This is a genomic window from Rathayibacter sp. CAU 1779 (assembly GCF_054551755.1).
Genome location: NZ_JBTOLK010000004.1, coordinates 140,578 through 163,092, shown reverse-complemented (window position 1 = coordinate 163,092; position 22,515 = coordinate 140,578). Strand labels below are relative to the sequence as shown.

The following is a 22,515-nucleotide window of genomic DNA, read 5'->3' as shown; positions in this document are numbered from 1 at the left end:
GGAGGCCGCCATATCCGGCTGGATGCGCTGTCCTCCTGAAGACGGCACGCGCGAAGCGGCAGTACGCCCGGTCGTCGTCGTCGTCGGCAGCCCGATCCGTCTTGACGCCACCCCGTTCCGTCTTGGCGTCACCCTGTTCCGTCTTCAGGAGGAGCGGGCCGGAGGCCGCTATATGCAGCTGGATGCGCTGTCCTCCTGAAGACGGCACGGCGGAGGGGTGGAGACGCAGCGGCGGAGGGGCCGGGGACGGAGCGGCGGAGGGGCCGGAGGGGCCGGAGGGGTGGAGTGGCGGAGGGGCGGAGGCAGAACGGCGGCGCGGCGACGACGCAGCGGCAGAGGGGCGGCACGCACGGCGCAGCGGCGGAGGGGCTTCGAGTGGGCGCGTGGGCGACTCTTGCTCAGGCCAACAGGCGCTGGTACGCTCTGGTAAGCGCTTTCCCGTCAGGCAGATGACGCAGCAGAACGCCAACCACCACGAACCACCACGAAAGAGAACCCAGTGTCAGAGTCGACCATCGGCATCATCATGAACGGCGTCTCCGGGCGCATGGGCTACCGACAGCACCTCGTGCGCTCCATCCTCGCCATTCGCGAGCAGGGCGGCGTCGAGCTGTCCGACGGACGTCGCGTGCAGGTCGAGCCCCTGCTCGTCGGCCGCAACGAGGCGAAGCTCGCCGAGCTCGCCGCCCGTCACGGCCTCGAGCACTACACGACCGATCTCGACGCTGCGCTCGCCGACCCGCGCTGGCAGGTGTACTCGGACTTCCTCGTGACGAAGGCGCGGGCATCCGCTCTCCGCAAGGCCATCGCAGCGGGCAAGGCCATCTACACGGAGAAGCCGACCGCCGAGACGTTCGAAGAGGCGCTCGAGCTGGCCCGTCTCGCCGACGAGGCAGGCATCAAGAACGGCGTCGTGCACGACAAGCTCTACCTGCCCGGCCTGCGCAAGCTGCGTCGGCTGATCGAGTCCGGGTTCTTCGGCCGCATCCTCTCGGTGCGCGGCGAGTTCGGCTACTGGGTGTTCGAGGGCGACTGGATGCCCGCCCAGCGCCCCAGCTGGAACTACCGCACCGAAGACGGCGGCGGCATCATCGTGGACATGTTCCCGCACTGGAACTACGTGCTCGAGTACCTCTTCGGACGCGTTGAGTCCGTGTACGCGCGGGCCGTGACCGAGATCCCGGAGCGCGTCGACGAGAACGGACACAGCTACCCGGCGACCGCGGATGACGCTGCCTACGCCGTCTTCGACCTCGCCGGAGGCATCACGGCTCAGCTCAACTCGAGCTGGACCACCCGCGTCAACCGCGACGAGCTCGTCGAGTTCCAGGTGGATGGCACGCTCGGCAGCGCCGTCGTCGGCCTGTTCGGCTGCAAGATCCAGCCGCGCAACGCGACCCCGCGCCCCACCTGGAATCCGGACATCCCCGACGGCCACGACTACGCGGCCGACTGGCACGAGGTTCCCGAGACCGAGGTGTTCGAGAACGGCTTCAAGGTGCAGTGGGAGGAGTTCATCCGCCACATCGCCGAGGACGCGCCGTTCCCCTACGACCTTCTTTCCGGAGCCCGCGGCGTGCTCATGGCGGAGAAGGGACTGGAGAGCTCCCGCACCGGCGCCCGCGTCGACATCCCTTCCGTGACGCCCGAGTCGCTGCGTGAGCTGGCCGGGGCCGTCGGAGACGGGGCAGTGCGATGACGGAGCTGCTGCTCGTCGGATCCGAGGGACTCGTGCGATCCGAGTCGCTCATCGAGCACGAGCCGACGCTGACGCCCGCCACCCCGCTGAAATCGCGCGTCGCCTACGCGGCGGCGCACGTCATCCCGAAGCCGTATGCCGACAACGTGCCCGGCGCCCCCGCCGATCTCGACTGGGATGCGACCCTCGCGTTCCGCCACCACGTGTGGTCGCAGGGGCTCGGTGTCGCCGACGCGATGGACACCGCCCAGCGCAACATGGGCCTGGACGCGGCGGCCACGCGCGAGCTGATCTCGCGGAGCGCTCGGGAGGCGGCATCCGTCGGCGGCGCGCTCGTGGTCGGCGTGAACACGGATCACGTCGACGACGAGGTCATCTCGCTCGACGCCGTGATCGACGCCTACCTCGAGCAGTTGGAGTTCACCGAGAACGCCGGTGCCGGCGTCGTGCTCATGGCCTCCAGGCACATGGCGCGCGCCGCCCAGTCGCCCGCCGACTTCGAGCGTGTCTACGCCGCCGTGCTCGAGCGTGCGACGACCCCCGTCGTCCTGCACTGGCTGGGCGAGGCGTTCGACCCGGTGCTGAAGGACTACTTCGGTCAGGGCGACGCGGCGGCGGACACACTCATCCGCATCATCGAGGCGCACTCCGACAAGGTCTCCGGTGTGAAGATGAGCCTGCTGGATGCCGACGCCGAGATCGCGGTTCGCGCTCGCCTTCCGCACACGGCGGCGATGTACACGGGCGACGACTTCAACTACGTCGACCTGATCAAGGGCGACGGCACGACGGTGGAGGGCCCGAACGGATCCCGCGTCGACGCACGCGGCCACTACTCCGACGCGCTGCTCGGCGCGTTCGCCGCGATCGCGCCGGTGGCTGCCCGCGCGATCCGTGCGCTCGACGACGGGGATCCGGATGCCTACGAGCGCATCTTGCGTCCGACGGAGGCACTGAGCCGTCAGGTTTTCGCGGCGCCGACCTTCTACTACAAGACGGGCGTCGCCTTCCTCAGCTGGCTGAACGGGCACCAGGAGTCCTTCACCATGGTGGGCGGACTGCACTCCGCACGCAGCCTGCCACACCTCTCGGAGATCGTGCGTCTGGCGAACGGATCCGGCGCGCTGGAGCGTCCGGAACTGGCCGCCGCGCGCTGGCACGGACTGCTCGCACTGAACGGGATCGTGGAGCGCACCGCGGGAATGCCGTCGGTCGAGCCCGTCGAAACCGCTCCAGCCGAGGGCGACGCTGCTGAAAGGGCTGGTTTGGACAGGCTCAATCAGCGGGATGCTGCCGAGCCGTCCGAGCTCGACGCCGCTCTCGGGCTCATCATGGCCGACGAGCTCTCCGCGGCAGAAGGCAGCGACGGGCAGGACGACGCATGAGCGCGCATCCGCGGTTCTCGCTGAACCAGGCGACGGTCAAGTACGCATCGCTCGCCGAGGCCATCGACGTCACGAAGGCGGCAGGCGTCGAGAGCATCGGCGTGTGGCGCGAGCCCGTCGCCGACATCGGCCTGGATGCCGCCACCCGTCTGATCGCGGACTCCGGCCTGCGCGTGTCCAGTCTGTGCCGCGCCGGCTTCTTCACGACGCCGGAAGGCCCCGAGCGCATGGCCGCCCTCGACGACAACCGACGGGCCATCGACGAGACAGCCGCACTCGCCGAGGCAGGAGCCGACGGATCCGCCGCCGTGCTCGTGCTCGTCGCCGGCGGGCTGCCGCAGGGATCTCGCGACCTGGTCGGCGCACGTGAGCGCGTGCGCGACGCACTGGGGGCGCTCGAGCCGTTCGCGGCATCCGCGGGGGTCACGCTCGCCGTCGAGGCGCTGCACCCGATGTTCGCCGCGGACCGTGCCGTCGTCTCCACGCTCGGCCAGGCCATCGATCTCGCTGTCGCGGCCGGGCCGTCGGTCGGCGTCGTCGTCGACACGTACCACGTGTGGTGGGATCCGCAGGTCTTCGGACAGATCGAACGCGCCGGTCGCTTGGGCCGCATCGCGTCGTACCAGGTGTGCGACTGGCTCACGCCGCTGCCCGCCGACGTGCTGCTTGGACGCGGCGTGCCCGGAGACGGTCACATCGACTTCGGCCCGCTCACCCGCGCGGTCGAGGACGCCGGCTACACCGGCGACATCGAGTGCGAGATCTTCAACACGGATGTCTGGAACCGCCCGTACGCGGAGGTCGCGTGCGAGGTCTCCGCGGCCTTCACCCGGGTCGTGGCGCCCGAGCTGCTGTAATCGGACAAGACCGGACGGGGAGAGGGCGCGACGACGGCGCGGTTCGTTCAGAACTCAGGACGGCCCAGCCGCGGTCTCGCCCTGATCCGCGTGACTCCGGAGTCCGGTGGGCGGCATCGGGTCGCCGATCCTGAGCCCGTGAACACAGAATGCGAGAGAGTTGCCCCATGCGGATCGTGATCGCGCCCGACTCGTTCAAGGGCTCGGCGTCGGCCGTGCGCGTGTGCGAGGCGATCGCCGCCGGATGGCGCGACGTGCGTCCCGACGATGAGCTGGTCGAGCTTCCCATGGCTGACGGCGGAGAGGGCACGCTCGACGCGTTTCTGCTCGCCGTGCCGGGATCCTCGCGCGTGCGCGTCGAGGTGGTCGGACCGGACGGCCAGGAGGTCGAGGCATCCTGGGTGTTGCTCCCGCCGACGCCGGATCTGCCAGGCGGAACGGCCGTCGTCGAGCTGGCGGAGACCAGCGGCCTGCCGCTGATGGCGCATCCGGATCCGCTCGGTGCGCACACCCTGGGCTTCGGGCAGGCGATCGCGGATGCTCTCGACCACGGTGTCTCCCGCCTCCTGCTTGCGATCGGCGGGAGCGCGTCCACGGACGGCGGCACCGGCGCCCTGGTGGCGCTCGGGGCGCTCCTGCTCGACGCAGACGGCGATCCGCTCCAGCTGGGTGGCGGCTCACTGGCAGGCATCGCCCAGGTCGACTTCTCCGAGCTGCCGCCGCTGCCGCCATCCGGCGCACTGGTGCTGAGCGACGTCACGAATCCGCTGCTCGGCGCGGCCGGGGCCGCTCACGTGTTCGGGGAGCAGAAGGGGGCGGATGCCGCCCAGCGCGACACCCTGGACGCCGCGCTCGCCCACTGGGCTGACGCCGTACGGAATGCGGGTGCCGGCGTCGACCCGTCGACGCCAGGGGCGGGCGCCGCCGGTGGCACCGGATTCGGGCTGCTCGCGTGGGGCGCGACCCTCGTCTCCGGTGCCTCGACGATCGCGGATGCGATAGGCCTCGACGACGCCCTGACCGGTGCGGAGCTCATCATCACGGGCGAAGGCCGGTACGACGCACAGACCGACGGCGGCAAGGCCCCAGCGGTGGTTGCTGCGCGCGCGCGGGCGGCAGGCGTGCCGATGGCGCTCGTCGCCGGTGCGATAGCGGTCAAGCCGGTCGGCTTCGCCGGTGCTGTCGCGCTGGCCGACCTTGCCGGCGACGTGCAGGCCGCGATCGACGAGCCGGAGCGCTGGCTCCGTCGCGCGGGAGCCGCGCTGGCCGAGCGGGCCGGACGACTGTAGCCGCACGGGGGTAGTGCGCGGAAACTCGGACATTCGATCCGACCCGCCGCACCTCCGGGTCAGGACTCGGGGTGTCGGACCGGACATCCGATTTCCCGCACGGCCCGTCAGGCCTGCGCAGCGGCCGAGTGTGGTGGCGCGTCCGTCGTGCCGCGCACGACGAGCCGGGCCTGCAGGTGGCGGTGACGGGCGGCATCCTTGCCCGCGAGGAGTTTGGTGAGCATCTGCAGGGCCTCGGCGCCCATGCGTGCGAGCGGCTGGGCGATGGTCGTCAGCGGGGGAGATGAGCTCGCCGCGTCGGGGATGTCGTCGTATCCCATCACGGAGAGGTCGCCCGGCACCTCGAGTCCCAGCTCCTCGGCGACGTGCAGCACTCCGAGGGCGGAGAGGTCGTTCGCGGCGAAGATCGCGGTGGGCGGATCCGACAGCGCCAGCAGCGCGCGGGCCGCGTCTTCCGCGTCGCCCTGCCGATACTCGCCCTTCGCGAGGAGGGCTTCGTCGAACGGTATTCCGGCGTTCTTCAGAGCGTCCCGGTAGCCGAGCTCGCGCAGCCGTGACGACTCGAGGTCGCCGCGTCCCTGGATGTGGGCGATGCGTTGATGCCCGAGCCCGATGAGGTACTCGGTGGCCGTGCGGGCTCCCTTGCGGTTGTCCGAGTCAACGGTGGCCGGTCCGCCCTTGCCAGCGTGCGGGTCGATCGCGACGACGGGGATGCTCGTGGTCGGCAGCGTCTCCGTCGGCGTGACGACGATCGCGCCGTCGATGAGCGTGCCGGCCAGACGCGAGAGCGAGCGGCGCTCCCAGCCGGAGGGAGCGACATCCGTCAACGGACCGGAATAGGCGAGCAGTTCGTACTGCGTGTCGTGCGCCGCGGCCGAGACGCCCTTCAGCAGCTCAACCGAGTACGGCTCGAACCCGGCCACCAGAATGCCGATCACGTTCGTGCGGTGCCTGCGCAGGCTGCTGGCCACCAGGGATGACTCGTACCCGAGCTCCTCGACCACTCTGGTGACCTTCTCGATCGTGGCCGGCGCCACTCCGTAGCGCTCGTTGATCACCTTCGACACCGTTGCGACCGAGACGCCGGCGACCCGCGCGACGTCGGTGATGGTCACCCTCGAGCCCGAGCGGGCCGCGTCGACGTCAGCGATCATCCGTTCACAGTACAGGACCGGGTAATGCGATCCGGCGATTCGCACATCCGCGGCAACAGTGATAGAAAACGTTATCGAAATCGTTTTGCAGATTTCGGGCGAGCACAGCAGATCTCGTCCGGAGATCCCCCTCTGCCAGACATGTCAACGATGACCAAGGAGTACTGAACACATGAAGAAGATGCGCAGTCTCGCTGCGATCGCGGTCGGCGCGGGCCTCGTGCTCGCAACCGCCGGGTGTGCCTCGAGTGGCAACGGAAGCGCCGCGTCCGACAACGGCAAGGTCACCATCACGTTGTGGGACAACTCGACGACCGGCCCCGGCCAGAAGTTCTTCGAGGACGCGGCAGCCGCCTATCACAAGGCTCACCCGAACGTGACGATCAAGCCGCAGTCGATCCAGAACGAAGACCTGGACGGCAAGCTCCAGACCGCACTGAACTCCAACTCCGCGCCGGACATCTTCCTGCAGCGCGGCGGCGGCAAGATGCAGGCCATGGTCGACGCGGACCAGATCCAGGCGCTCGACCTCTCATCGACGGCGAAGACCAACGCGGGTGCCGCAGCCCTCGCCGGCTCGTCCATCGACGGCAAGGTCTACGCCATGCCGCTCGACTTCCTCCCAGAGGGCATCTACTACAGCAAGGACCTGTTCGAGAAAGCCGGCATCACCGAGACGCCGGCCACCATCGGTGAGCTGACCGCAGACGTCGCCAAGCTCAAGGCGAGCGGTGTCGATGCGATCGCCGTCGGCGCGAAGGATGCGTGGCCCGCCGCGCACTGGTACTACAACTTCGCCCTGCGCGAGTGCAGCCAGAAGACCATGGCCTCGACCGCGAAGGACCTCAAGTTCTCCGACGGATGCTGGACCAAGGCCGGCAACGACCTCGCCTCCTTCCTGAAGTCGGACCCCTTCAACTCCGGATTCCTCACGACCTCCGCCCAGCAGGGCGCCGGATCCTCTGCCGGACTGGTGGCCAACCACAAGGCCGCCATGGAGCTCATGGGCAGCTGGGACCCGGGCGTGATGGCCGGCCTCACCGCCGACCAGAAGGTGCCGTCCGACCTCGGTTGGTTCCCGTTCCCGGCGATCGACGGCGGCAAGGGCGACTCCACCGCGCTGCTCGGCGGCATCGACGGATACTCCGTCTCGAAGAACGCGCCCAAGGAGGCCACCGACTTCCTCGAGTTCCTCGTCACCAAGGAGCAGCAGGAGGCCTACGCCACCGCGTTCGACTCCATCCCGGTGAACAAGGACGCGCAGGGTGTCGTGACCGCCTCGTACAACGTCTCCGCGCTGCAGGCCTTCAACAAGGCGGCGTACGCATCCCAGTACCTCGACACGCTGTACGGCCAGAACGTCGGCAACGCGATGAACACCGCGGTCGTCAACCTGCTCGCAGGCAAGGGCACCGCGGCCGACATCGTCAAGGACACCAACTCCGCGGCGGCGAAGGGCTGATCGGCAACAATGAGCACCACCCTGGGCACTGAAACTGCCGTAGGCAGCCGGTCGCAGGGCACCTCCACGGTCGGGGACGCGGTCACCGCGTCCCCGACCTCGCCGCGTGCCCGCAGACGCCGTGGAGGCAGAGGGCGCATGCGGCTCGAGATCGCGCTGCTCTCCGGCCCCGCGATCATCGTCTTCGTGGCGTTCGTGATCTTCCCGGTCGCGCTCGCCGCCTACTACGGCTTCTTCCGGTGGCACGGTTACGGCCCGGCCACCGACTTCGTCGGCCTGCAGAACTACTGGCTGATCCTCACGGATCCCGAGTTCCACGCCGTCCTCTGGCACAACCTGATCATCGCCGTGCTGTCACTGGTGATCCAGGGGCCGCTGGCGATCATCCTCGCGCTGCTCCTGAATCAGAAGATTCGCGGACGGTCTGTCATCCGCGTGCTGATCTTCGTTCCGTACGTCATCTCCGAGGTCATCGTCGGCACCGGATGGAGCCTGATGCTGCAGAGCAACGGCGCCGTCAACGACCTGCTGCAGAACATGGGGCTCGGTTTCCTCAAGACCGGATGGCTCTCCGACCCGAACATCGCGATCTGGTCGCTGCTGGTGATCATCTCGTGGAAGTACATCGGCTTCGCGGTCATCCTGATGCTCGCCGGGCTGCAGTCGATCCCCGAGGAGCTCTTCGAGGCCGCGCAGATCGACGGGGCGTCGTACTGGCAGATCCAGCGTCGCATCACGCTGCCGCTGCTCGGGCCGACGATCCGCATCTGGGCGTTCCTGTCGATCATCGGATCGCTGCAGCTGTTCGACCTCGTCTACATCATCTGGGGCCAGTACATCGCCTCGACCGCCGGCACCTCGACCATGGCGACGTACATGGTCGCGAACGGACGCAATTCGGGCAACTTCGGTTACGGCAACGCCGTCGCGGTCGTCATGTTCGTGATCTCGCTCATCATCGCGCTGCTCTACCAGCGCTTCGTCCTGCGCCGTGATCTTCAGGGCGCCGTCACCGAGGGAGTCAAGTGATGAGTGCGACGACGGTTGCCGCACCACCCGCATCGAAGAAGCGCCAGGCACGTGGTGCAGACAAGAGGGACGCGCCGCGCGGATGGGGACATCCGTTCACCTATTTCATCGCGTTGATCTTCATCGCGGTCTGCATCGCGCCCGTGCTGTACATCGTGTTCGGCGGGTTCCGCACCAACGCACAGATCACGACGAGCCCGTCCGGCCTGCCGAACCCGTGGGTGTTCAGCAACTACACCGACGTGCTCGCATCGTCGACCTTCTGGGGCGAGTTCGCGAACTCGGCCATCGTCGCGATCGTGACGACCGTCGGCACGGTCGTGCTCGGCATCATGGTGAGCTTCGTTCTCGCCCGCTACGAGTTCAAAGGCAAGGGCGCGATGTACTCGCTCTTCGCCGCCGGCCTCATGTTCCCGCTGGTGATCGCCATCACGCCGCTCTACATCGTGATCAAGGATCTCGGTCTCGTGGACAACCTGATGGGCGTCGCGATCCCGCAGATCGCGTTCGCACTCCCGACGACGGTCATCATCATGGTGCCGTTCCTCAAGGCGATCCCGAACGAGATCGAGGAGGCGGCGTCGATCGACGGTGCGAGCCGACTCGGATTCTTCTTCCGCATGGTGATCCCGTTGTCGCTGCCCGGTGTGGTGACGGTGGGGATCCTGGCGTTCGTCGGCGCGTGGAACAACTACGTGCTGCCGCTGTACATCCTCAACTCGCAGGGCAACTTCACCCTGCCGCTTGGCGTGCAGGCGTTCTCGTCCCAGTACTCGCAGGACACCGCGAAGGTGCTGGCGTTCACGTCGCTCTCGATGCTGCCGGCACTGCTGTTCTTCTCCATCTTCGAGCGCCGTATCGTCGGCGGGCTCACCGGGGCCGTGAAGGGGTAGCACGGGCGAACGACACGGCATCGGTTCAACCGGCGCCGTTTGGAACAGCGGCAATCCGGTCCGACGCGCCGAGTCCTGACTGCAGGACGCGGCGCGTCGGACCGGATTGCCGCTTCTCCGCGCGGATCCTCCATGGCAGTCGTCACTGACTGGCATTGGATGTGTGAATAAGTAGGGCTCTGGCCATCACGTTTATCACTGTCCTGGTTCAATAGAGAATCTGTCCCGTGACCGTTCACGATCATCCGAAGCCGGTGTTGCCAGGTGATTCTGCCCTGATTCGTCAGTGCCGACGGTCGTCGGGCCATCGCCCCCGATCGTCGCGTCACGGCGCCGGACGTCGTGGCTGACCGTCCCTTCCTCCTCGCGGGATTCCGTCCCGTCTCTCTTCTTCTCTGCGCAGGCATCGCCGCGCAGCTCTCGACGCCATTGGAGCGTGCTTTCCGTGTCCCCGTCCACCCGTGAGATCCCGACCGTCGCACCGAACAGGCGAACGCGCCGCCGCGGAGGAAGGCCGCCGGTCACCGGCCACCGGTCGGATGACGGACGCCCGTCGGCAGCCGTCGGCTCGACCGGAATCCGACAGGAGCCGCACTCCCCGGCCTCGGGCCAGGGCCCGGAAACCGGGACGGCGACTGCTGCATCCGCTCCTCCCGGGTCGCGGGCCGTTCCGGGCCGGACGACCGATGAGTCGCCCGCACAGGCGCGGGATGCCGCGGCCACGCACTCCGTCGGAGCCGAGTGGCGCAGGCGGATTCTTCCCCTCCTCATCCGTCACCGCGTGCTCGTGGGATCCGCGATGGGACTCGCCGCGGTGTACGCGGTGCTCGTGTCGATGCTGCCGTGGATCCAGCAGGTCATCGTCGACGACGCGATCGTGAAGCACGACGTGCCGATCCTGCCGTGGCTCATCGTCATGGGATCCGTCGGCCTCGTGGTGCTCGGGCTGTCGTTCTCCTGGCGTTACCTCGGCGCCAAGGCGTCGTACGCCGTGCAGTACGACATGCGCAACGGCATGTACGACGCCCTGCAGAAGCTCGACTTCGCCGGACACTCGCAGCTGCAGAGCGGACAGCTCGTGTCACGCGCCAGCTCCGACCTGCTGTGGGTGCAGATCCTCATCGGTTGGTTCCCGCAGCTCGTCTCCACCATCGTCGGCGCCCTCGTCTCGGTCGTCGTCATGGTCACGTTGTCGCCGATCCTCGCCGCGATCGTCGTGGTCATCATCGCCGGCGTGTTCGTGGTGACCCAGCGGATGCGCCGCAACGCCCACGCGGCCGGCTGGCAGGCCCAGCAGCTCGAGGCCGACATGACGACCCAGGTCGAAGAGTCGATGACGGGTGTGCGGGTCGTGCGCGGATTCGGACAGGAGGCTCAGGAGAGCGGACGTCTGCACGGAGCGCTCCGCGACATGTACCGAGCGCGAGTGCGTGCAATCCGCCTGCGTGCTCCGTTCTCGGCGTCCCTGGCCACGGGACCTCAGCTCGGCATCGCGGTGATCCTGCTCGTCGGCGGCGTGTTCGTGCTCATGGGCGACATCCAGGTGGGCGTCTTCCTCGCCTTCACGGGCTATCTCACGGGGCTCGCCGGATCCGCTCAGACGGTGGGCATGGTGCTGAGCAACATGCCCCAGTGCGAGGCCGCGATCGAGAGGATCGGCCAGGTGCTCGACCTGGCGCCGACCCTCACCGAGGTGCAGGATCCGATCTCGCCGGAGCGCTCGGACGGCGAGATCGTGTTCGAGGACGTGGACTTCCGCTACGACGAGTCGGACGACCGTCCGGTGCTCGCCGGCTTCTCGCTGCGGGTCGCACCCGGGGAGTCGGTCGCGCTGGTCGGCACGATCGGCTCCGGCAAATCGACCCTGAACCATCTCGTGCCGCGCTTCTACGACGTCGACGGCGGGCGTGTGCTCGTGGACGGCGTCGACGTGCGCGAACAGCCCATCGCGCGACTCCGATCCCGCGTGGGCGTGGTGTTCGAGAACAGCTTCTTGTTCTCCGACACCATCGCGTCGAACATCGCCTACGGCGTCCCGGATGCCACGCCGGCGACCATCGAGCGCGCCGCCCGTGCCGCGATGGCGCACGACTTCATCATGGAGACGCCCGACGGCTACGACACGATCATCGGAGAACAGGGGATGACGCTCTCGGGCGGACAGCGTCAGCGTGTCGCGCTCGCCAGGGCCATCCTCACGGATCCGGAGATCCTGCTGCTGGACGACGCGACCAGCTCCGTCGACGTGAGCGTCGAGCGGGACATCCACGCGAACCTCGGTCCGTTCCTCGACGCGCGAACGACGATCATCATCGCCTACCGCGAGTCGACGGTGCGGATGGCGGATCGCGTCGTCCTGATGGATGCCGGACGCGTCGCCGACACCGGCACCCACGAGGAACTGTTCGAGCGCAGCGCCCTGTACCGCGAGCTGTTCGGTGATCTGGCATCCGACGATGACTCCGACGCCGGTGCGCTGCTCGAGGATGCGCGGACCGGTCGGTTCGCCGCCTCGCCGGTGGCGTGGCATCCGTCGCGTCCGCAGCAGGCGGGCCTGCTCGACCTGAGCACGTCGCCCGCAGTGAAGGCGAGGATCGCAGCACTGCCGGAGTTCCATGACGAACCGGGCGTGGACATGCACGCCGAGAGCAAGAACCGCGAGCCGTTCCGGCTGGGCAGATTCCTGCGTCCGTACGGCAAGGGATTCGCGGTCGGTCTCGTGTTCGTCGTGATCCAGGTGCTCATCGGGCTGGTCAACCCGCTGATCATCCGGCAGGGGGTCGACGCCGGCATGCTCGGCAAGTCCGTTCCGATGCTGCTCGTCGTCTTCGTGATCGCCGTGCTGCTGACCGTCGCGCTGTTCTTCGACCAGAGGAACGCGCAGCTGTGGACGCAGCGCACGTCGGAACGGCTCCTGCTGGCCATGCGTACCCGCGTCTACGGCCAGCTGCAGCGGCTCGGCATCGACTTCTACGACCGCACGCAGACCGGGCGCATCATGACACGGATGACATCGGACATCGACTCGATCGGCCAGTTGTTCCAGACCGGCGTCATCAACCTCATCATGGCGGTGCTGACCTTCGCCGGTATGGCCGTGGTGATCTCCGTGCTCGACTGGCGGCTCGCGCTCGTGGTGCTCTGCGTCATCCCCCTGGCGGCCGGTGTCACGTGGTGGTACCGGCGCATCGCCTCCGTCGCGTACGACGAGCTGCGCGAGCGGGCGTCGATGCTGAACACCGACCTCGCCGAGTCGATGGCGGGCATCCGCGTCACGCAGGCGTACCGGCGCGAAGCCCGCAACCTCGACGACTTCGCCGCGCTCGGACGCCAGTTCATCTGGTGGGCGCAGCGCAGCGCGTTCGCCAACACGGTGTACGTCGCCTCGGTGGAGTTCCTCTCCACCGCAGCGACCATCGCCGTGCTCGGCGTCGGATTCCTGCTCATCCAGACCGGCGGACTGGGCATCGGAACACTGCTCGCGTTCCTCCTGTACCTGGCGCAGGTGTTCGCGCCCGTGCAGCAGATGTCGACGGTGTTCGACGCGTACCAACGCGCTCGGGCGGGGCTCGTGCGCATCCGCGAGCTGCTGGGACTTCCGTCATCGACCCCGGAGTCGCTCGACCCGCAGCCGGTGGAGCGGCTGGTGGGCGACATCCGTCTCGAGGGTGTTCGGCTCCGCTACGCCGGCACGACGACGGATGCCCTCAGCCGCGTCGACCTGCACGTTCCGGCCGGCCAGCGGGTCGCCTTCGTCGGCCAGACCGGCGCAGGCAAGTCGACGACGATCAAGCTCGTCACACGGTTCTACGATCCGACGGAGGGACGCATCCTCGTCGACGGCAAGGACCTGCAGAGTCTCGACTCCGCCGAATACCGCCACCGCCTCGGATACGTGCCCCAGGAGCCGTTCCTGTTCACGCGTTCGGTGCGCGACAACATCGCCTACGCCGTGCCGGATGCGACGGATGCCGAGGTCGAGGCCGCCGCACGGATCGTCGGCGCGCACGAGTTCATCTCACGCCTGCCCGGCGGATACCACGAGATCGTCACGGAACGCGGACGCTCGCTCTCCAACGGTCAGCGCCAGCTGATCTGCCTGGCCAGGGCGCTGATCGTCGACCCGAGGATCCTCATCCTCGACGAGGCGACGTCCAACCTCGACCTCTCCAGCGAGCGTCGCGTCGACCGGGCCATGCGGCTCATCGCCCGCGGACGGACCACACTCGTCGTGACGCACCGGCCGCAGTCGCTGCACTGGGTGCAGCGCGTGCTCGTCGTCTCGGCCGGCCGCATCGTCGACGACACCACGCCGGACGACTACCTCGAGCGGATGCACGAGCTGGCGGAGGCGTAGGGGGCAGCTCAGGGGTCTGGTCGGCCGGTCGACCGATGCTCGTCTCCGCTCGAAAAGTGTGCCAAGGCATCCACCCCGCGCGGGCTCTACGAGTCTTCAGAACGCTCACGAAGGAGGGATGTAGTGGGGTGCCGGAACAGGCCGTGACACTACTGCCGGCGCTGCCATGATCGATTCGTGCCCGTCGATCCCTCCCTCATCCGTGTCAAGGCGATGCTCATCGCCCCGAATGCGGACGGCAGTCGTCATGCGGTGAGCGTGAACGGTCCGACTGACGAGAATCCACTCGGATTCCATCGCCTGATCGGAGGCGGCGTCGAGGTTGGCGAGACCCATCGGGAGGCAACGTTCCTCGCCGCCGCGCGACCGCTCCCGTGCTCACCCGATCACACGCGCCCGAAGTCGTCCTCGAGTCGCACGATGTCGTCTTCGCCGAGGTAGTCGCCCAACTGCACCTCGATGATGACCAGCGGCTCGTCCTGATCGTTGACGATGCGATGCGGTTGTCCGATCGCGATGTGGATCGTCTGGCCGACCTGAGCCGTGACGGTCTCGCCGTCGATGACCGCCGCGGCGACACCCGAGGCGACGACCCACACCTCGGCGCGATGCTCGTGCGTCTGGTACGAGAGTCGTGACCGGGGGTTCACCTCGATGCGTTTCGTCTTGAACCCCGCACCCTCGTCGAGGATCGTCCACGTTCCCCACGGACGGTGGTCCGACTCTCCGATCACAGACTGTCCTCTCATCCGATCGACTCGCCAACACTACGGGCCTCAGGCAGCGCCCGCGTTCACGCGTGATGGAATCCTGAGTGAGTTCGACGTACGCCCACGCCACGAACGCACAGTCGGCCTGGTCAGGGCGCCGGAATCACCGAGCTCGTGAGGCAACGCACGACGGTCGCTTCATCTGGGTGAGCGTGGCATCGCGAGATGCACACGAACGCGGCCGCACGCATCCGTCATGCTATTGCGAGTATGCACTTACGCGGTATATAAAGCTCACATGTCGATTCGTCAGAGCCTCCTCGCGATCCTGGACCAGGGTCCTTGCTACGGCTACCAGCTGCGCAGCGAGTTCGATCGCCGCACCGGCGGCACCTGGCCGCTCAACGTCGGGCAGATCTACCAGACCCTTGAGCGCCTCGAGCGCGACGGCCTCGTCGCCAAGGGCGAGTCCGATCACGACGGACGGGCCTATTTCGAGATCACGGATGCCGGCCACGCGTCCGTCGGCGCCTGGCTGACGTCGCCCGTCGACCGGCAGAGCGCCACCCGCGACGAGTTCGCGATCAAGCTCGCCATCGCATCCACCCTGCCCGGCGTGGATGTCGCGCAGGTGGTGCAGGTGCAGCGGATGTCGACCCTCGGCCTGCTTCGTGACCTCACCCGCACGAAAGAGGCGATCGACGAGCCGAAGACGGCCGAGGATCTCGCATACCTGCTGATCGTTGATGGGCAGATCTTCAGCCTCGATGGGGAGCTGCGCTGGCTGGACCACACTGAGGGCAGACTGGCGCGGGCCGCAAAGTCCGTGAAGGCGCCGCTGCCGCTGAGCACGGAAACGCCGAAGCGTGGGCGGCCGTTCGGTGGACACGGGGACGCGGCCCACTCCGACACTGCCAACGCCGACACTGCCCGGTCCGACGGCGCCAACGCCGAGGCCGAGCATGTCGCACCGACGGGGGCCTGAGATGACGACACCGCTGCTGCACCTCGACGGGGTGGCGATGCAGTACGGCGCTCAAGGAATCGGCTGCGTCACGGGTTCTGCTGCTTCTCCCAGTCGTCCATGGCGAACCGGTTGATCACGTGCATGTGGTCGAGGTACATGAGCAGCTTGTAGTGCTCGGTGCGCAGCCGGATGAGCTCCGAATAGATCTCGCCGACCGTGACGCCGTTGTTCGATCCTTCGATCTCACCCTCGTGCTGAGGGCCGTAGAGGACTCGTACATCATCCGCGACGTCGACCGAGCCGTGTACGCGGAGGCGGCCGGAGTTTCCCGCCAGGGCGCCGCGGAAGTCGTCGACGACGACGGCGCCGTGCACGGTGACGGCGCCGGTGATCTCTGCAGCCGAGTCGAACGACGTGTTGTCCGGTTGAGCCACGATGCGAGCTGCGGGCAGATCCTCCCGCGTGCCGTTCACCACCAACGACGAGAACCGTCCCTCCGGGTCCGGCTTCACCTCGAGGTGCTCCCCGATGTGCTTCGCCTGCTCTGAGATCGGTCCACCGACTGGCGCCAAGCCACCGATATGTTCGTGTCCACCCATGACTCCCCCTCGTAAATGGTGAGAGTTTCCCATGTTTCTTCGTGGGGCGTCAACGGTGGAAGCTGGGCCGGAGATCGGATCAGGGCGGACGTGTGCTGGACATCGCGACAGGGCCGACGCGCGTTGGAGATCGGCGCGACCTCAGTCCGCGGTCGGATGCTCCGCCACGACGCCCGCGTATCGCGCGTACTGCTCGCGGATGACGGGCCGGTGGTCGGGCTCCGGCTCCGCCACAACGTCGAGCGGCCACTCGGGGCGCACGCCGGTCAGCACCCACGCAGCCTGCGCCGCGGCGCCGTTGGCGACGTATTCTCCGGGCGCCGGGATGACGACGGGAGCGTCGAACACCTGGGCGGCGACGGCCTGCACGGCCGGATTCAGCGTGGCACCGCCCACCAGCAGCAGGCGCTGCTCGCGCACCCCGACCGCGCGCACGGCGTCGAGTCCGGCGGCGAGTCCGCTCAGCATTCCCTCGACCGCGGCACGTGCGATGTTCTCGCGACGGCTCGATGCGATCGTCAGCCCGTGCAGGCTGGCTTTCGCGTCCGGCAGGTTCGGCGTACGTTCGCCCTCGAAGTAGGGAACCAGCACGACCCCCTCGGATCCGGCCGGCGCACGCAGCGCCAGCTCCGCGAAGTCGGCGAAGTCCACGTCGAGCAGATCGGCGATCGAGCCGAGGACGCGCGCCGCGTTCAGGGTCGCGACGAGCGGGAGGAAGCGGCCGGAGGCATCCGCGAATCCCGCGACGGCGCCGGTGGCGTCGTGCGCCGAAGCGTCTGTCACGGCGAAGACGGTTCCGCTCGTGCCGAGCGACACGATGACGTCACCGGATGCCGCCCCCAGCCCGAGCGCAGCCCCCGCGTTGTCCCCGGCACCGGGGCCGACGATGAGGCCCGACGGCACGTTCACGGCGCCGTCCTGCGCAACGGTGGTCCCCGCGGAATCGGCCGGGCGGAGCACGCGCGGCAGCACGACGACGGATGCCTCATCCGCGTCATTCACGGCCGTCGCGCCCTCGAATGCCGCGTCTCTCACGGAGTCGCCGGCATCCGTGCCTCGCGCCTCGCGGCCGGGACGCCCGAGCGCACGCTCGAACAGGTCGAAGTCGTATCCGTCGTCGCGCGGCGACCAGTACGCGGTGCCCGAGGCATCCGAGCGATCGGTGACCAGCGCGTCGAGGTCGGGGCCGAGGGGCGAATCGTCGGCCGGGCCGTAACCGAGCAGGCGCCAGGTCAGCCAGTCGTGCGGGAGCGCGACGGCGGCGACGCGCGCGGCGTTCTCCGGCTCGGCATCCCGCAGCCAGCGAAGCTTCGTCGCAGTGAAAGAGGCGACGGGCACGGCGCCGGCACGCTCGGCGTACTGCGCAGCACCCACCTCCTCGGTGAGGGCGGCGGCCGTCGCGGCACTGCGGGTGTCGTTCCAGAGCAGGGCGTCGCGGATGACGCGACCGCCGGCATCCAACACAACCATGCCGTGCTGTTGTCCGCCGACGGAGATGGCGGAGACGCCGTCGAGGCCGCCGGCGTCGGCGATGGCCCGACCGAGCGCGACCCACCAAGCTGTGGGGTCGACCTCGGTGCCATCCGGATGCGACGCGCGGCCGGAGCGCACCAGCGCACCGGTCTCCAGATCGCGGATGACGATCTTGCAGCTCTGAGTCGACGAGTCGACACCGGCGATGAGGGTCATGGGACGTTCCTTTGGCGGTGGGAGCAGTTCGCGGTGTGGCAGCGGCCGCCGTGCGGCGGGGACCGTCAGCGGCGCTGAGCGGGCGGTGCGCGGCACTGACGGGCGGTCCGCAGCGGAGTCGATGCGGTGGACGGCGGCGCCGGTGCCCACTTCAGGATATTTGGTGACTGGAGCCGTATATGTGCTCAGGTTCGCACATGTCCTGAAGTAGGGACTCGAACACCCGGGCTGGAAGCGCAGCGGACGACCGGGCGGGGAGGGCGCGGGCCGGGGCCGCACGGGTCAGGCGGCAGTCGAGCGAGTCGACCGCCGCCTGACTCGATGGTGGTTGGGGCGCTGCGCGTCCTAGGAGTGGCGGATCAGCGCGCGCCGAGCAGGTGCTCGGTGGCCAGCTGCTGCAGACGCACGAAGCCGAAGCCCTTGCCGTTCAGGTAGGCGTCGGTGTCGAAGTCCTCCCAGGCGCTGCGGTCGGCCTTGATCGACTCGATCGTCTCGCCGTCGTTCAGCGTGTTCTGCTCGAGCTCGAACACCTTGGCGGCCTCGAGCGCCTCCTGCACCTCGGGGTCGGCGCGGAAGGCATCCGCACGCTCCTTGAGGAGCAGATAGGTCTCCATGTTCGCCTTGGCAGAGTCCCACACGCCCGACTCGTCCTCGGTGCGGCTCGGCTTGTAGTCGAAGTGGCGGGGGCCGTCGTACGCCGGTCCGCCGTTCGCTCCGCCGTGCTCGAGCAGGTCGACCAGGGCGAACGCGTTGTGCAGGTCGCCGTGACCGAACGCGAGGTCCTGGTCGTACTTGATGGAGCGCTGGCCGTTCAGGTCGATGTGGAACAGCTTGCCGTGGTACAGCGCCTGGGCGACACCGGAGGTGAAGTTCAGGCCGGCCATGGTCTCGTGTCCGACCTCGGGATTGAGGCCGACGAGCTCGGGGTGCTCGAGCGAGTTGATGAAGGCGATCGCGTGGCCGAGGGTCGGCAGCAGGATGTCACCGCGCGGTTCGTTCGGCTTCGGCTCGATCGCGAAGCGGATGTCCCAGCCCTGCGACAGCACGTAGTCGCCGAGGAAGTCCACGGCCTCCTTGTAGCGGGCGAGAGCGGCCTGGATGTTCTTGGCCGAGTCGTACTCGGCACCCTCGCGTCCGCCCCACATCACGAACGTCTTCGCGCCGAGCTCAACGCCCAGCTCGAGCTGACGCAGGATCTTGCGGATCGTGTAGCGACGCACCTGACGGTCGTTCGAGGTGACGCCACCGTCCTTGAAGACCGGAGCGGAGAACGTGTTGGTCGTGACCATCGGCACGATCAGGCCCGTGTCGGCGAGCGCGCCCTTGAGCCGGTCGATCTGCTTCTGACGCTCGGCGTCGCTCGACCCGAAGGCGAACAGATCGTCGTCGTGGAAGGTGAGACCGTACGCGCCGAGCTCGGCGAGCTTCTCGACGACGTGCACGACGTCGAGGGAGTTACGGGTCGGGCCACCGAACGGGTCGGTGCCGTTGTAGCCGACGGTCCAGAGACCGAAAGAGAACTTGTCTGCGCGCGTGGGCGTGACTGCCATGAGAAGAATCCTTCAGCATCGTCGATGAGTATTTGTTGCGACAGCAAACATATCAGACGTCAAGGGTCGCGTACAGGCGAGTTGCGACATCGGTCTCGGCCAGCGGATCTGCGGGACGCCCTGCTCGCTGCCCCGTCACGGCGCCGGCGACGACGAGCTCCCGGTGGCCCCCCGTCCTCTCTCCCTTTGGGATGCAGAAATGGCTCCACGCAGTTGCGTTTGGAGCCATTTCTGCAGTCCGAAGGCGCTCGAGGTGCACGGTGGACGCGGGACTCACATCCCCAGCAGCTCCGTCAGCGGAGCGCGACCACGGGGTGCAGACGCAACGGATCCGCCCTCGTGCAGGGAGCACGGGATGCGCGTCTGGGTGGCTGCATCCATCCGCCCCTCGAGCCGGGCGATGAGCGCCTGGGCCGCCAGTCGGCCCAGCGGGCTGCCCGGCGCCTGGTAGGTGGTGAGGGGTGGAGTGAGCAGATCGCCCGTCGCCGTCGAGGTGGCGACACCGACGATCGAGATGTCGTCGGGGATGCGCACGCCGCGACGCTGCAGCGTGTTGACGAGGGAGAACGCCGCCTCGTCGTGCACCGCGATCACCGCCGTTGCGTTGGGCGCGCGGCGTGCGAGCTCGTCCGTCACCGGCAGCACGGACGCGGAGTCGTGGCTCACTCGGAGCACGGTGCCGGACAGCCCGCGAGAGGCGATCGTCTCGTTGAAGGCCTGCTCCGTGCGGATGGGCGGGCTGTACCGGGCGAGGGGGGTCCCGCTGAGGTCCTCGACAACGAGGCAGATGTCACGGTGCCCCAACTGGGCGAGATCGTCGACCGCGGTCTCGATCGAACGCTCGAAATCGATGTCGACGTAGTCGATACCGTCAAGGTCACGAGTGCGGCCGATCAGCGCGAACGGCGCGTTCGCACGTTGCAGATGCCGGACGCGCTCGTCCTCCATCTGCACCTCCATGAGGATGACGCCATCGGCGAAGCCCGCCTGGATGAGGGAGGTGATCTCTTTCGTCACGTTGTCGCTGTGGATGGGCCACAAGACGAGGCTGTAGCCCAGCTCTTCGGCGGCGGTGGCCGCGGCATCCACGAAGGAGTGGTGGTGTCTGTGGTCGAGCAGCGGATAGATGAGTGCGATCACGTGCGACTTGCGACTGGCGAGGGCCCTCGCCATGCTGTTGCGCTGATAGCCCAGCTCCTCGATCGCCTTGAGGATGCGCTCCCGCGTCTTCGGCGTGACCGGCTTCGTGCCGTTGACCACGAAAGAGACCGTGGAGATGGACACGTTCGCCCGGTCCGCGACCTGCTGCATCGTGACCACGATCGTGCCGCCCTTCCCTCGCTGCCGTGCGCACAGTATCCCATCGATTTCGGTCAAGCGCTTGACTTGACGCGGTGAGGGTGTCCAGAATGCCTGAAAGCACTTGCCGGGGATTCGATGTCGAGCTCACGGCTCTTCTTGTGGAGCAACGGTCAAGCGCTTGACTATGTGCATCCATCGGATGTCGGAACAACCAGTTCCAAGCACAGCAACCCTCCGCATCCGTGCGGAGAACCATTCGGAACCAAGCACCATCCAGAACGAAGCACCATCCAGAACCCAAGCACCATCCAGAACGAAGCAAAGGAGCTTTCCGTGAAGAACACACGCATCCTCGCGGCTCTCGCCGGTGTTGCGCTGATCTCCCTGTCGCTGACGGCCTGTTCGGGGTCCGGCGGCACGACGAGTTCGAAGCCGACACTGACGATCGAGGACTACTTCAACTCCGATCCGGGCATGTCGGCCTGGAACAAGGAGTACCAGAAGTGCGGCAGCGAAGTCGGCGTCAAGGTGAACCCGGTGCACATAGCGGGAGCCGCCTTGATCCAGAAGGTGCTCCAGCAGGTCTCGTCGAAGACCATGCCCGACGTGCTCATGCTCGACAACCCCGACATCCAGCAGATCGCGGCAACGGGTGCGCTTTCCCCGCTGAAGAACTTCGGCATCAGCGCACCGAGCGGTGACGTGCCGGCCGTGGTCAAGGCGGGAACCTACAAGGGCCAGGTCTACGGACTCGCACCGGTGATCAACTCGATCGCCCTGTACTACAACGTCGACATGCTCAAGGCGGCAGGCGTCACACCGCCCAAGACCTGGGACGAGCTGAAGGCGGCGGCGACCAAGCTCACCGACCCGAGCAAGGGCGTCTACGGATTCGCGATGAGCAACATCAACACCTACGAGGGCACCTGGCAGTTCCTGCCCTTCTTCTGGACGAACGGCGGTGACGAGAAGAACATCGACACACCGGAGGCGGCCCAGGCCGTGCAGTTCGACGTCGACCTGCAGAACGACGGATCCATGTCCAAGAGCTCCGTGAACTGGAGCCAGCAGGACGTCAACAACCAGTTCGTCGCAGGCAAGGCAGCCATGATGATCAATGGCCCGTGGCAGCTGCCCGTTCTGAACGCGACGAAGGGACTGAACTTCGACAGCGTGCCGATCCCGACGCGCACGGCGTCGCAGAAGGTCGTCTCGCCCCTCGGCGGTGAAGCCTTCAACGTGCCCAACACCGGCGACAAGACCAAGATGGGCCTCGCCGCCAAGCTCATCCAGTGCATCAACAAGCCGTCAGAACAGCTGAAGATCGCGGCGTTCACCGGCAACGTGCCCTCCGACCAGGCATCGGCGGACACCTGGGGCAAGTCCCACCCGCAGGTCCAGTCCTTCGTCGAGACCGTGAAGACGGCTCGCGCGCGCACCGCGGAGCTCGGACCGAAGTGGCCGACGGCGGCCACCGCCATCTACACGGCGGTGCAGACGGCGCTGACCGGCAAGGCGAGCGCGGCGGACGCGCTCAAGCAGGCGCAGACGCAGAACAAGTAAGTCGACGTGG

17 protein-coding genes are annotated in these 22,515 nt (G+C 67.7%); 11 read left to right on the top strand and 6 right to left on the bottom strand.

Going from position 1 to position 22,515, the window contains the following annotated elements; genetic code table 11:
* Positions 1-22: 22 nt before the first annotated feature.
* The 5 genes from ACX9R5_RS16975 (at position 23) to ACX9R5_RS16955 (ending at position 5,230) form a co-directional block, all read left to right on the top strand.
* On the top strand, positions 23-199 hold the full coding sequence (locus tag ACX9R5_RS16975) for a hypothetical protein (protein ID WP_459410236.1): 177 nt from the start codon (positions 23-25) through the stop codon (positions 197-199).
* A gap of 327 nt (positions 200-526) precedes the next feature.
* On the top strand, positions 527-1,699 hold the full coding sequence (locus tag ACX9R5_RS16970; protein ID WP_459410371.1) for a Gfo/Idh/MocA family protein: 1,173 nt from the start codon (positions 527-529) through the stop codon (positions 1,697-1,699).
* Positions 1,696-3,084, top strand: a complete 1,389-nt coding sequence (locus tag ACX9R5_RS16965) for a dihydrodipicolinate synthase family protein (RefSeq protein ID WP_459410235.1) — start codon at positions 1,696-1,698, stop codon at positions 3,082-3,084. Before ACX9R5_RS16970 ends, ACX9R5_RS16965 begins: the two co-directional genes overlap by 4 nt.
* Positions 3,081-3,941 carry a sugar phosphate isomerase/epimerase family protein gene (locus tag ACX9R5_RS16960; protein ID WP_459410234.1) on the top strand — a complete coding sequence of 287 codons (861 nt, stop codon included), beginning with the start codon at positions 3,081-3,083 and terminating at the stop codon, positions 3,939-3,941. Before ACX9R5_RS16965 ends, ACX9R5_RS16960 begins: the two co-directional genes overlap by 4 nt.
* A 167-nt stretch (positions 3,942-4,108) precedes the next feature.
* A complete protein-coding gene (locus ACX9R5_RS16955) occupies positions 4,109-5,230 on the top strand; it encodes a glycerate kinase (RefSeq protein ID WP_459410233.1) in 1,122 nt (373 codons plus the stop codon).
* 107 nt (positions 5,231-5,337) lie between these two features.
* Here the strand turns inward: ACX9R5_RS16955 and ACX9R5_RS16950 are convergent, their stop codons facing one another.
* Positions 5,338-6,384, bottom strand: a complete 1,047-nt coding sequence (locus ACX9R5_RS16950) for a LacI family DNA-binding transcriptional regulator (RefSeq protein ID WP_459410232.1) — start codon at positions 6,382-6,384, stop codon at positions 5,338-5,340.
* A 172-nt stretch (positions 6,385-6,556) separates the two neighbouring features.
* Here ACX9R5_RS16950 and ACX9R5_RS16945 point away from each other — a divergent pair, with 172 nt between their 5' ends.
* From ACX9R5_RS16945 to ACX9R5_RS16930, 4 genes are all read left to right on the top strand, one after another.
* Positions 6,557-7,846 (top strand): ABC transporter substrate-binding protein, encoded by a 1,290-nt coding sequence (locus ACX9R5_RS16945; protein WP_459410231.1) that lies wholly within the window; start codon positions 6,557-6,559, stop codon positions 7,844-7,846.
* A 9-nt stretch (positions 7,847-7,855) separates the two neighbouring features.
* The gene (locus ACX9R5_RS16940) at positions 7,856-8,875 is read left to right on the top strand and encodes a carbohydrate ABC transporter permease (RefSeq protein WP_459410230.1); all 1,020 of its coding nucleotides are present in this window, start codon (positions 7,856-7,858) and stop codon (positions 8,873-8,875) included.
* Positions 8,875-9,768: a carbohydrate ABC transporter permease gene (locus ACX9R5_RS16935; RefSeq protein ID WP_459410229.1), complete on the top strand. Its 894-nt coding sequence runs from the start codon at positions 8,875-8,877 to the stop codon at positions 9,766-9,768. The genes ACX9R5_RS16940 and ACX9R5_RS16935 overlap by 1 nt, the downstream gene beginning before the upstream one ends.
* Before the next feature lie 445 nt (positions 9,769-10,213).
* Positions 10,214-14,125, top strand: a complete 3,912-nt coding sequence (locus ACX9R5_RS16930; protein ID WP_459410228.1) for an ABC transporter ATP-binding protein — start codon at positions 10,214-10,216, stop codon at positions 14,123-14,125.
* Positions 14,126-14,511: 386 nt separating this feature from the next.
* Here the strand turns inward: ACX9R5_RS16930 and ACX9R5_RS16925 are convergent, their stop codons facing one another.
* Positions 14,512-14,874 (bottom strand): phosphomannose isomerase type II C-terminal cupin domain, encoded by a 363-nt coding sequence (locus ACX9R5_RS16925; protein WP_459410227.1) that lies wholly within the window; start codon positions 14,872-14,874, stop codon positions 14,512-14,514.
* A gap of 259 nt (positions 14,875-15,133) precedes the next feature.
* On the opposite strand from ACX9R5_RS16925, the gene ACX9R5_RS16920 reads away from it, so the two are divergent.
* A complete protein-coding gene (locus ACX9R5_RS16920) occupies positions 15,134-15,820 on the top strand; it encodes a PadR family transcriptional regulator (protein WP_459410226.1) in 687 nt (228 codons plus the stop codon).
* A 68-nt stretch (positions 15,821-15,888) separates the two neighbouring features.
* On the opposite strand, the gene ACX9R5_RS16915 is transcribed toward ACX9R5_RS16920, so the two are convergent.
* From ACX9R5_RS16915 to ACX9R5_RS16900, 4 genes are all read right to left on the bottom strand, one after another.
* On the bottom strand, positions 15,889-16,374 hold the full coding sequence (locus ACX9R5_RS16915; protein WP_459410225.1) for a hypothetical protein: 486 nt from the start codon (positions 16,372-16,374) through the stop codon (positions 15,889-15,891).
* Between the two features lie 168 nt (positions 16,375-16,542).
* Entirely contained in the window at positions 16,543-18,090 is a 1,548-nt protein-coding gene (locus tag ACX9R5_RS16910; protein WP_459410224.1) for an FGGY family carbohydrate kinase, read from the bottom strand.
* 359 nt (positions 18,091-18,449) lie between these two features.
* On the bottom strand, positions 18,450-19,640 hold the full coding sequence (gene xylA / locus ACX9R5_RS16905; RefSeq protein ID WP_459410223.1) for a xylose isomerase: 1,191 nt from the start codon (positions 19,638-19,640) through the stop codon (positions 18,450-18,452).
* Between the two features lie 273 nt (positions 19,641-19,913).
* Entirely contained in the window at positions 19,914-21,017 is a 1,104-nt protein-coding gene (locus ACX9R5_RS16900; protein WP_459410222.1) for a LacI family DNA-binding transcriptional regulator, read from the bottom strand.
* 258 nt (positions 21,018-21,275) lie between these two features.
* Between ACX9R5_RS16900 and ACX9R5_RS16895 the strand changes: the two genes are divergently transcribed.
* On the top strand, positions 21,276-22,505 hold the full coding sequence (locus ACX9R5_RS16895; RefSeq protein WP_459410221.1) for a sugar ABC transporter substrate-binding protein: 1,230 nt from the start codon (positions 21,276-21,278) through the stop codon (positions 22,503-22,505).
* The last annotated feature ends 10 nt before the right edge of the window (positions 22,506-22,515 follow it).

What these genes read in the sequence shown, in the direction of transcription:
- ACX9R5_RS16975 (WP_459410236.1), top strand. Translation starts at nt 23, where the DNA reads ATGCGCTGTCCTCCTGAAGACGGCACGCGCGAAGCGGCAGTACGCCCG.
- ACX9R5_RS16970 (WP_459410371.1), top strand. Translation starts at nt 527, where the DNA reads ATGAACGGCGTCTCCGGGCGCATGGGCTACCGACAGCACCTCGTGCGC.
- ACX9R5_RS16965 (WP_459410235.1), top strand. Translation starts at nt 1,696, where the DNA reads ATGACGGAGCTGCTGCTCGTCGGATCCGAGGGACTCGTGCGATCCGAG.
- ACX9R5_RS16960 (WP_459410234.1), top strand. Translation starts at nt 3,081, where the DNA reads ATGAGCGCGCATCCGCGGTTCTCGCTGAACCAGGCGACGGTCAAGTAC.
- ACX9R5_RS16955 (WP_459410233.1), top strand. Translation starts at nt 4,109, where the DNA reads ATGCGGATCGTGATCGCGCCCGACTCGTTCAAGGGCTCGGCGTCGGCC.
- ACX9R5_RS16950 (WP_459410232.1), bottom strand. Translation starts at nt 6,384, where the DNA reads ATGATCGCTGACGTCGACGCGGCCCGCTCGGGCTCGAGGGTGACCATC.
- ACX9R5_RS16945 (WP_459410231.1), top strand. Translation starts at nt 6,557, where the DNA reads ATGAAGAAGATGCGCAGTCTCGCTGCGATCGCGGTCGGCGCGGGCCTC.
- ACX9R5_RS16940 (WP_459410230.1), top strand. Translation starts at nt 7,856, where the DNA reads ATGAGCACCACCCTGGGCACTGAAACTGCCGTAGGCAGCCGGTCGCAG.
- ACX9R5_RS16935 (WP_459410229.1), top strand. Translation starts at nt 8,875, where the DNA reads ATGAGTGCGACGACGGTTGCCGCACCACCCGCATCGAAGAAGCGCCAG.
- ACX9R5_RS16925 (WP_459410227.1), bottom strand. Translation starts at nt 14,874, where the DNA reads ATGAGAGGACAGTCTGTGATCGGAGAGTCGGACCACCGTCCGTGGGGA.
- ACX9R5_RS16920 (WP_459410226.1), top strand. Translation starts at nt 15,134, where the DNA reads ATGTCGATTCGTCAGAGCCTCCTCGCGATCCTGGACCAGGGTCCTTGC.
- ACX9R5_RS16910 (WP_459410224.1), bottom strand. Translation starts at nt 18,090, where the DNA reads ATGACCCTCATCGCCGGTGTCGACTCGTCGACTCAGAGCTGCAAGATC.
- xylA (WP_459410223.1), bottom strand. Translation starts at nt 19,640, where the DNA reads ATGGCAGTCACGCCCACGCGCGCAGACAAGTTCTCTTTCGGTCTCTGG.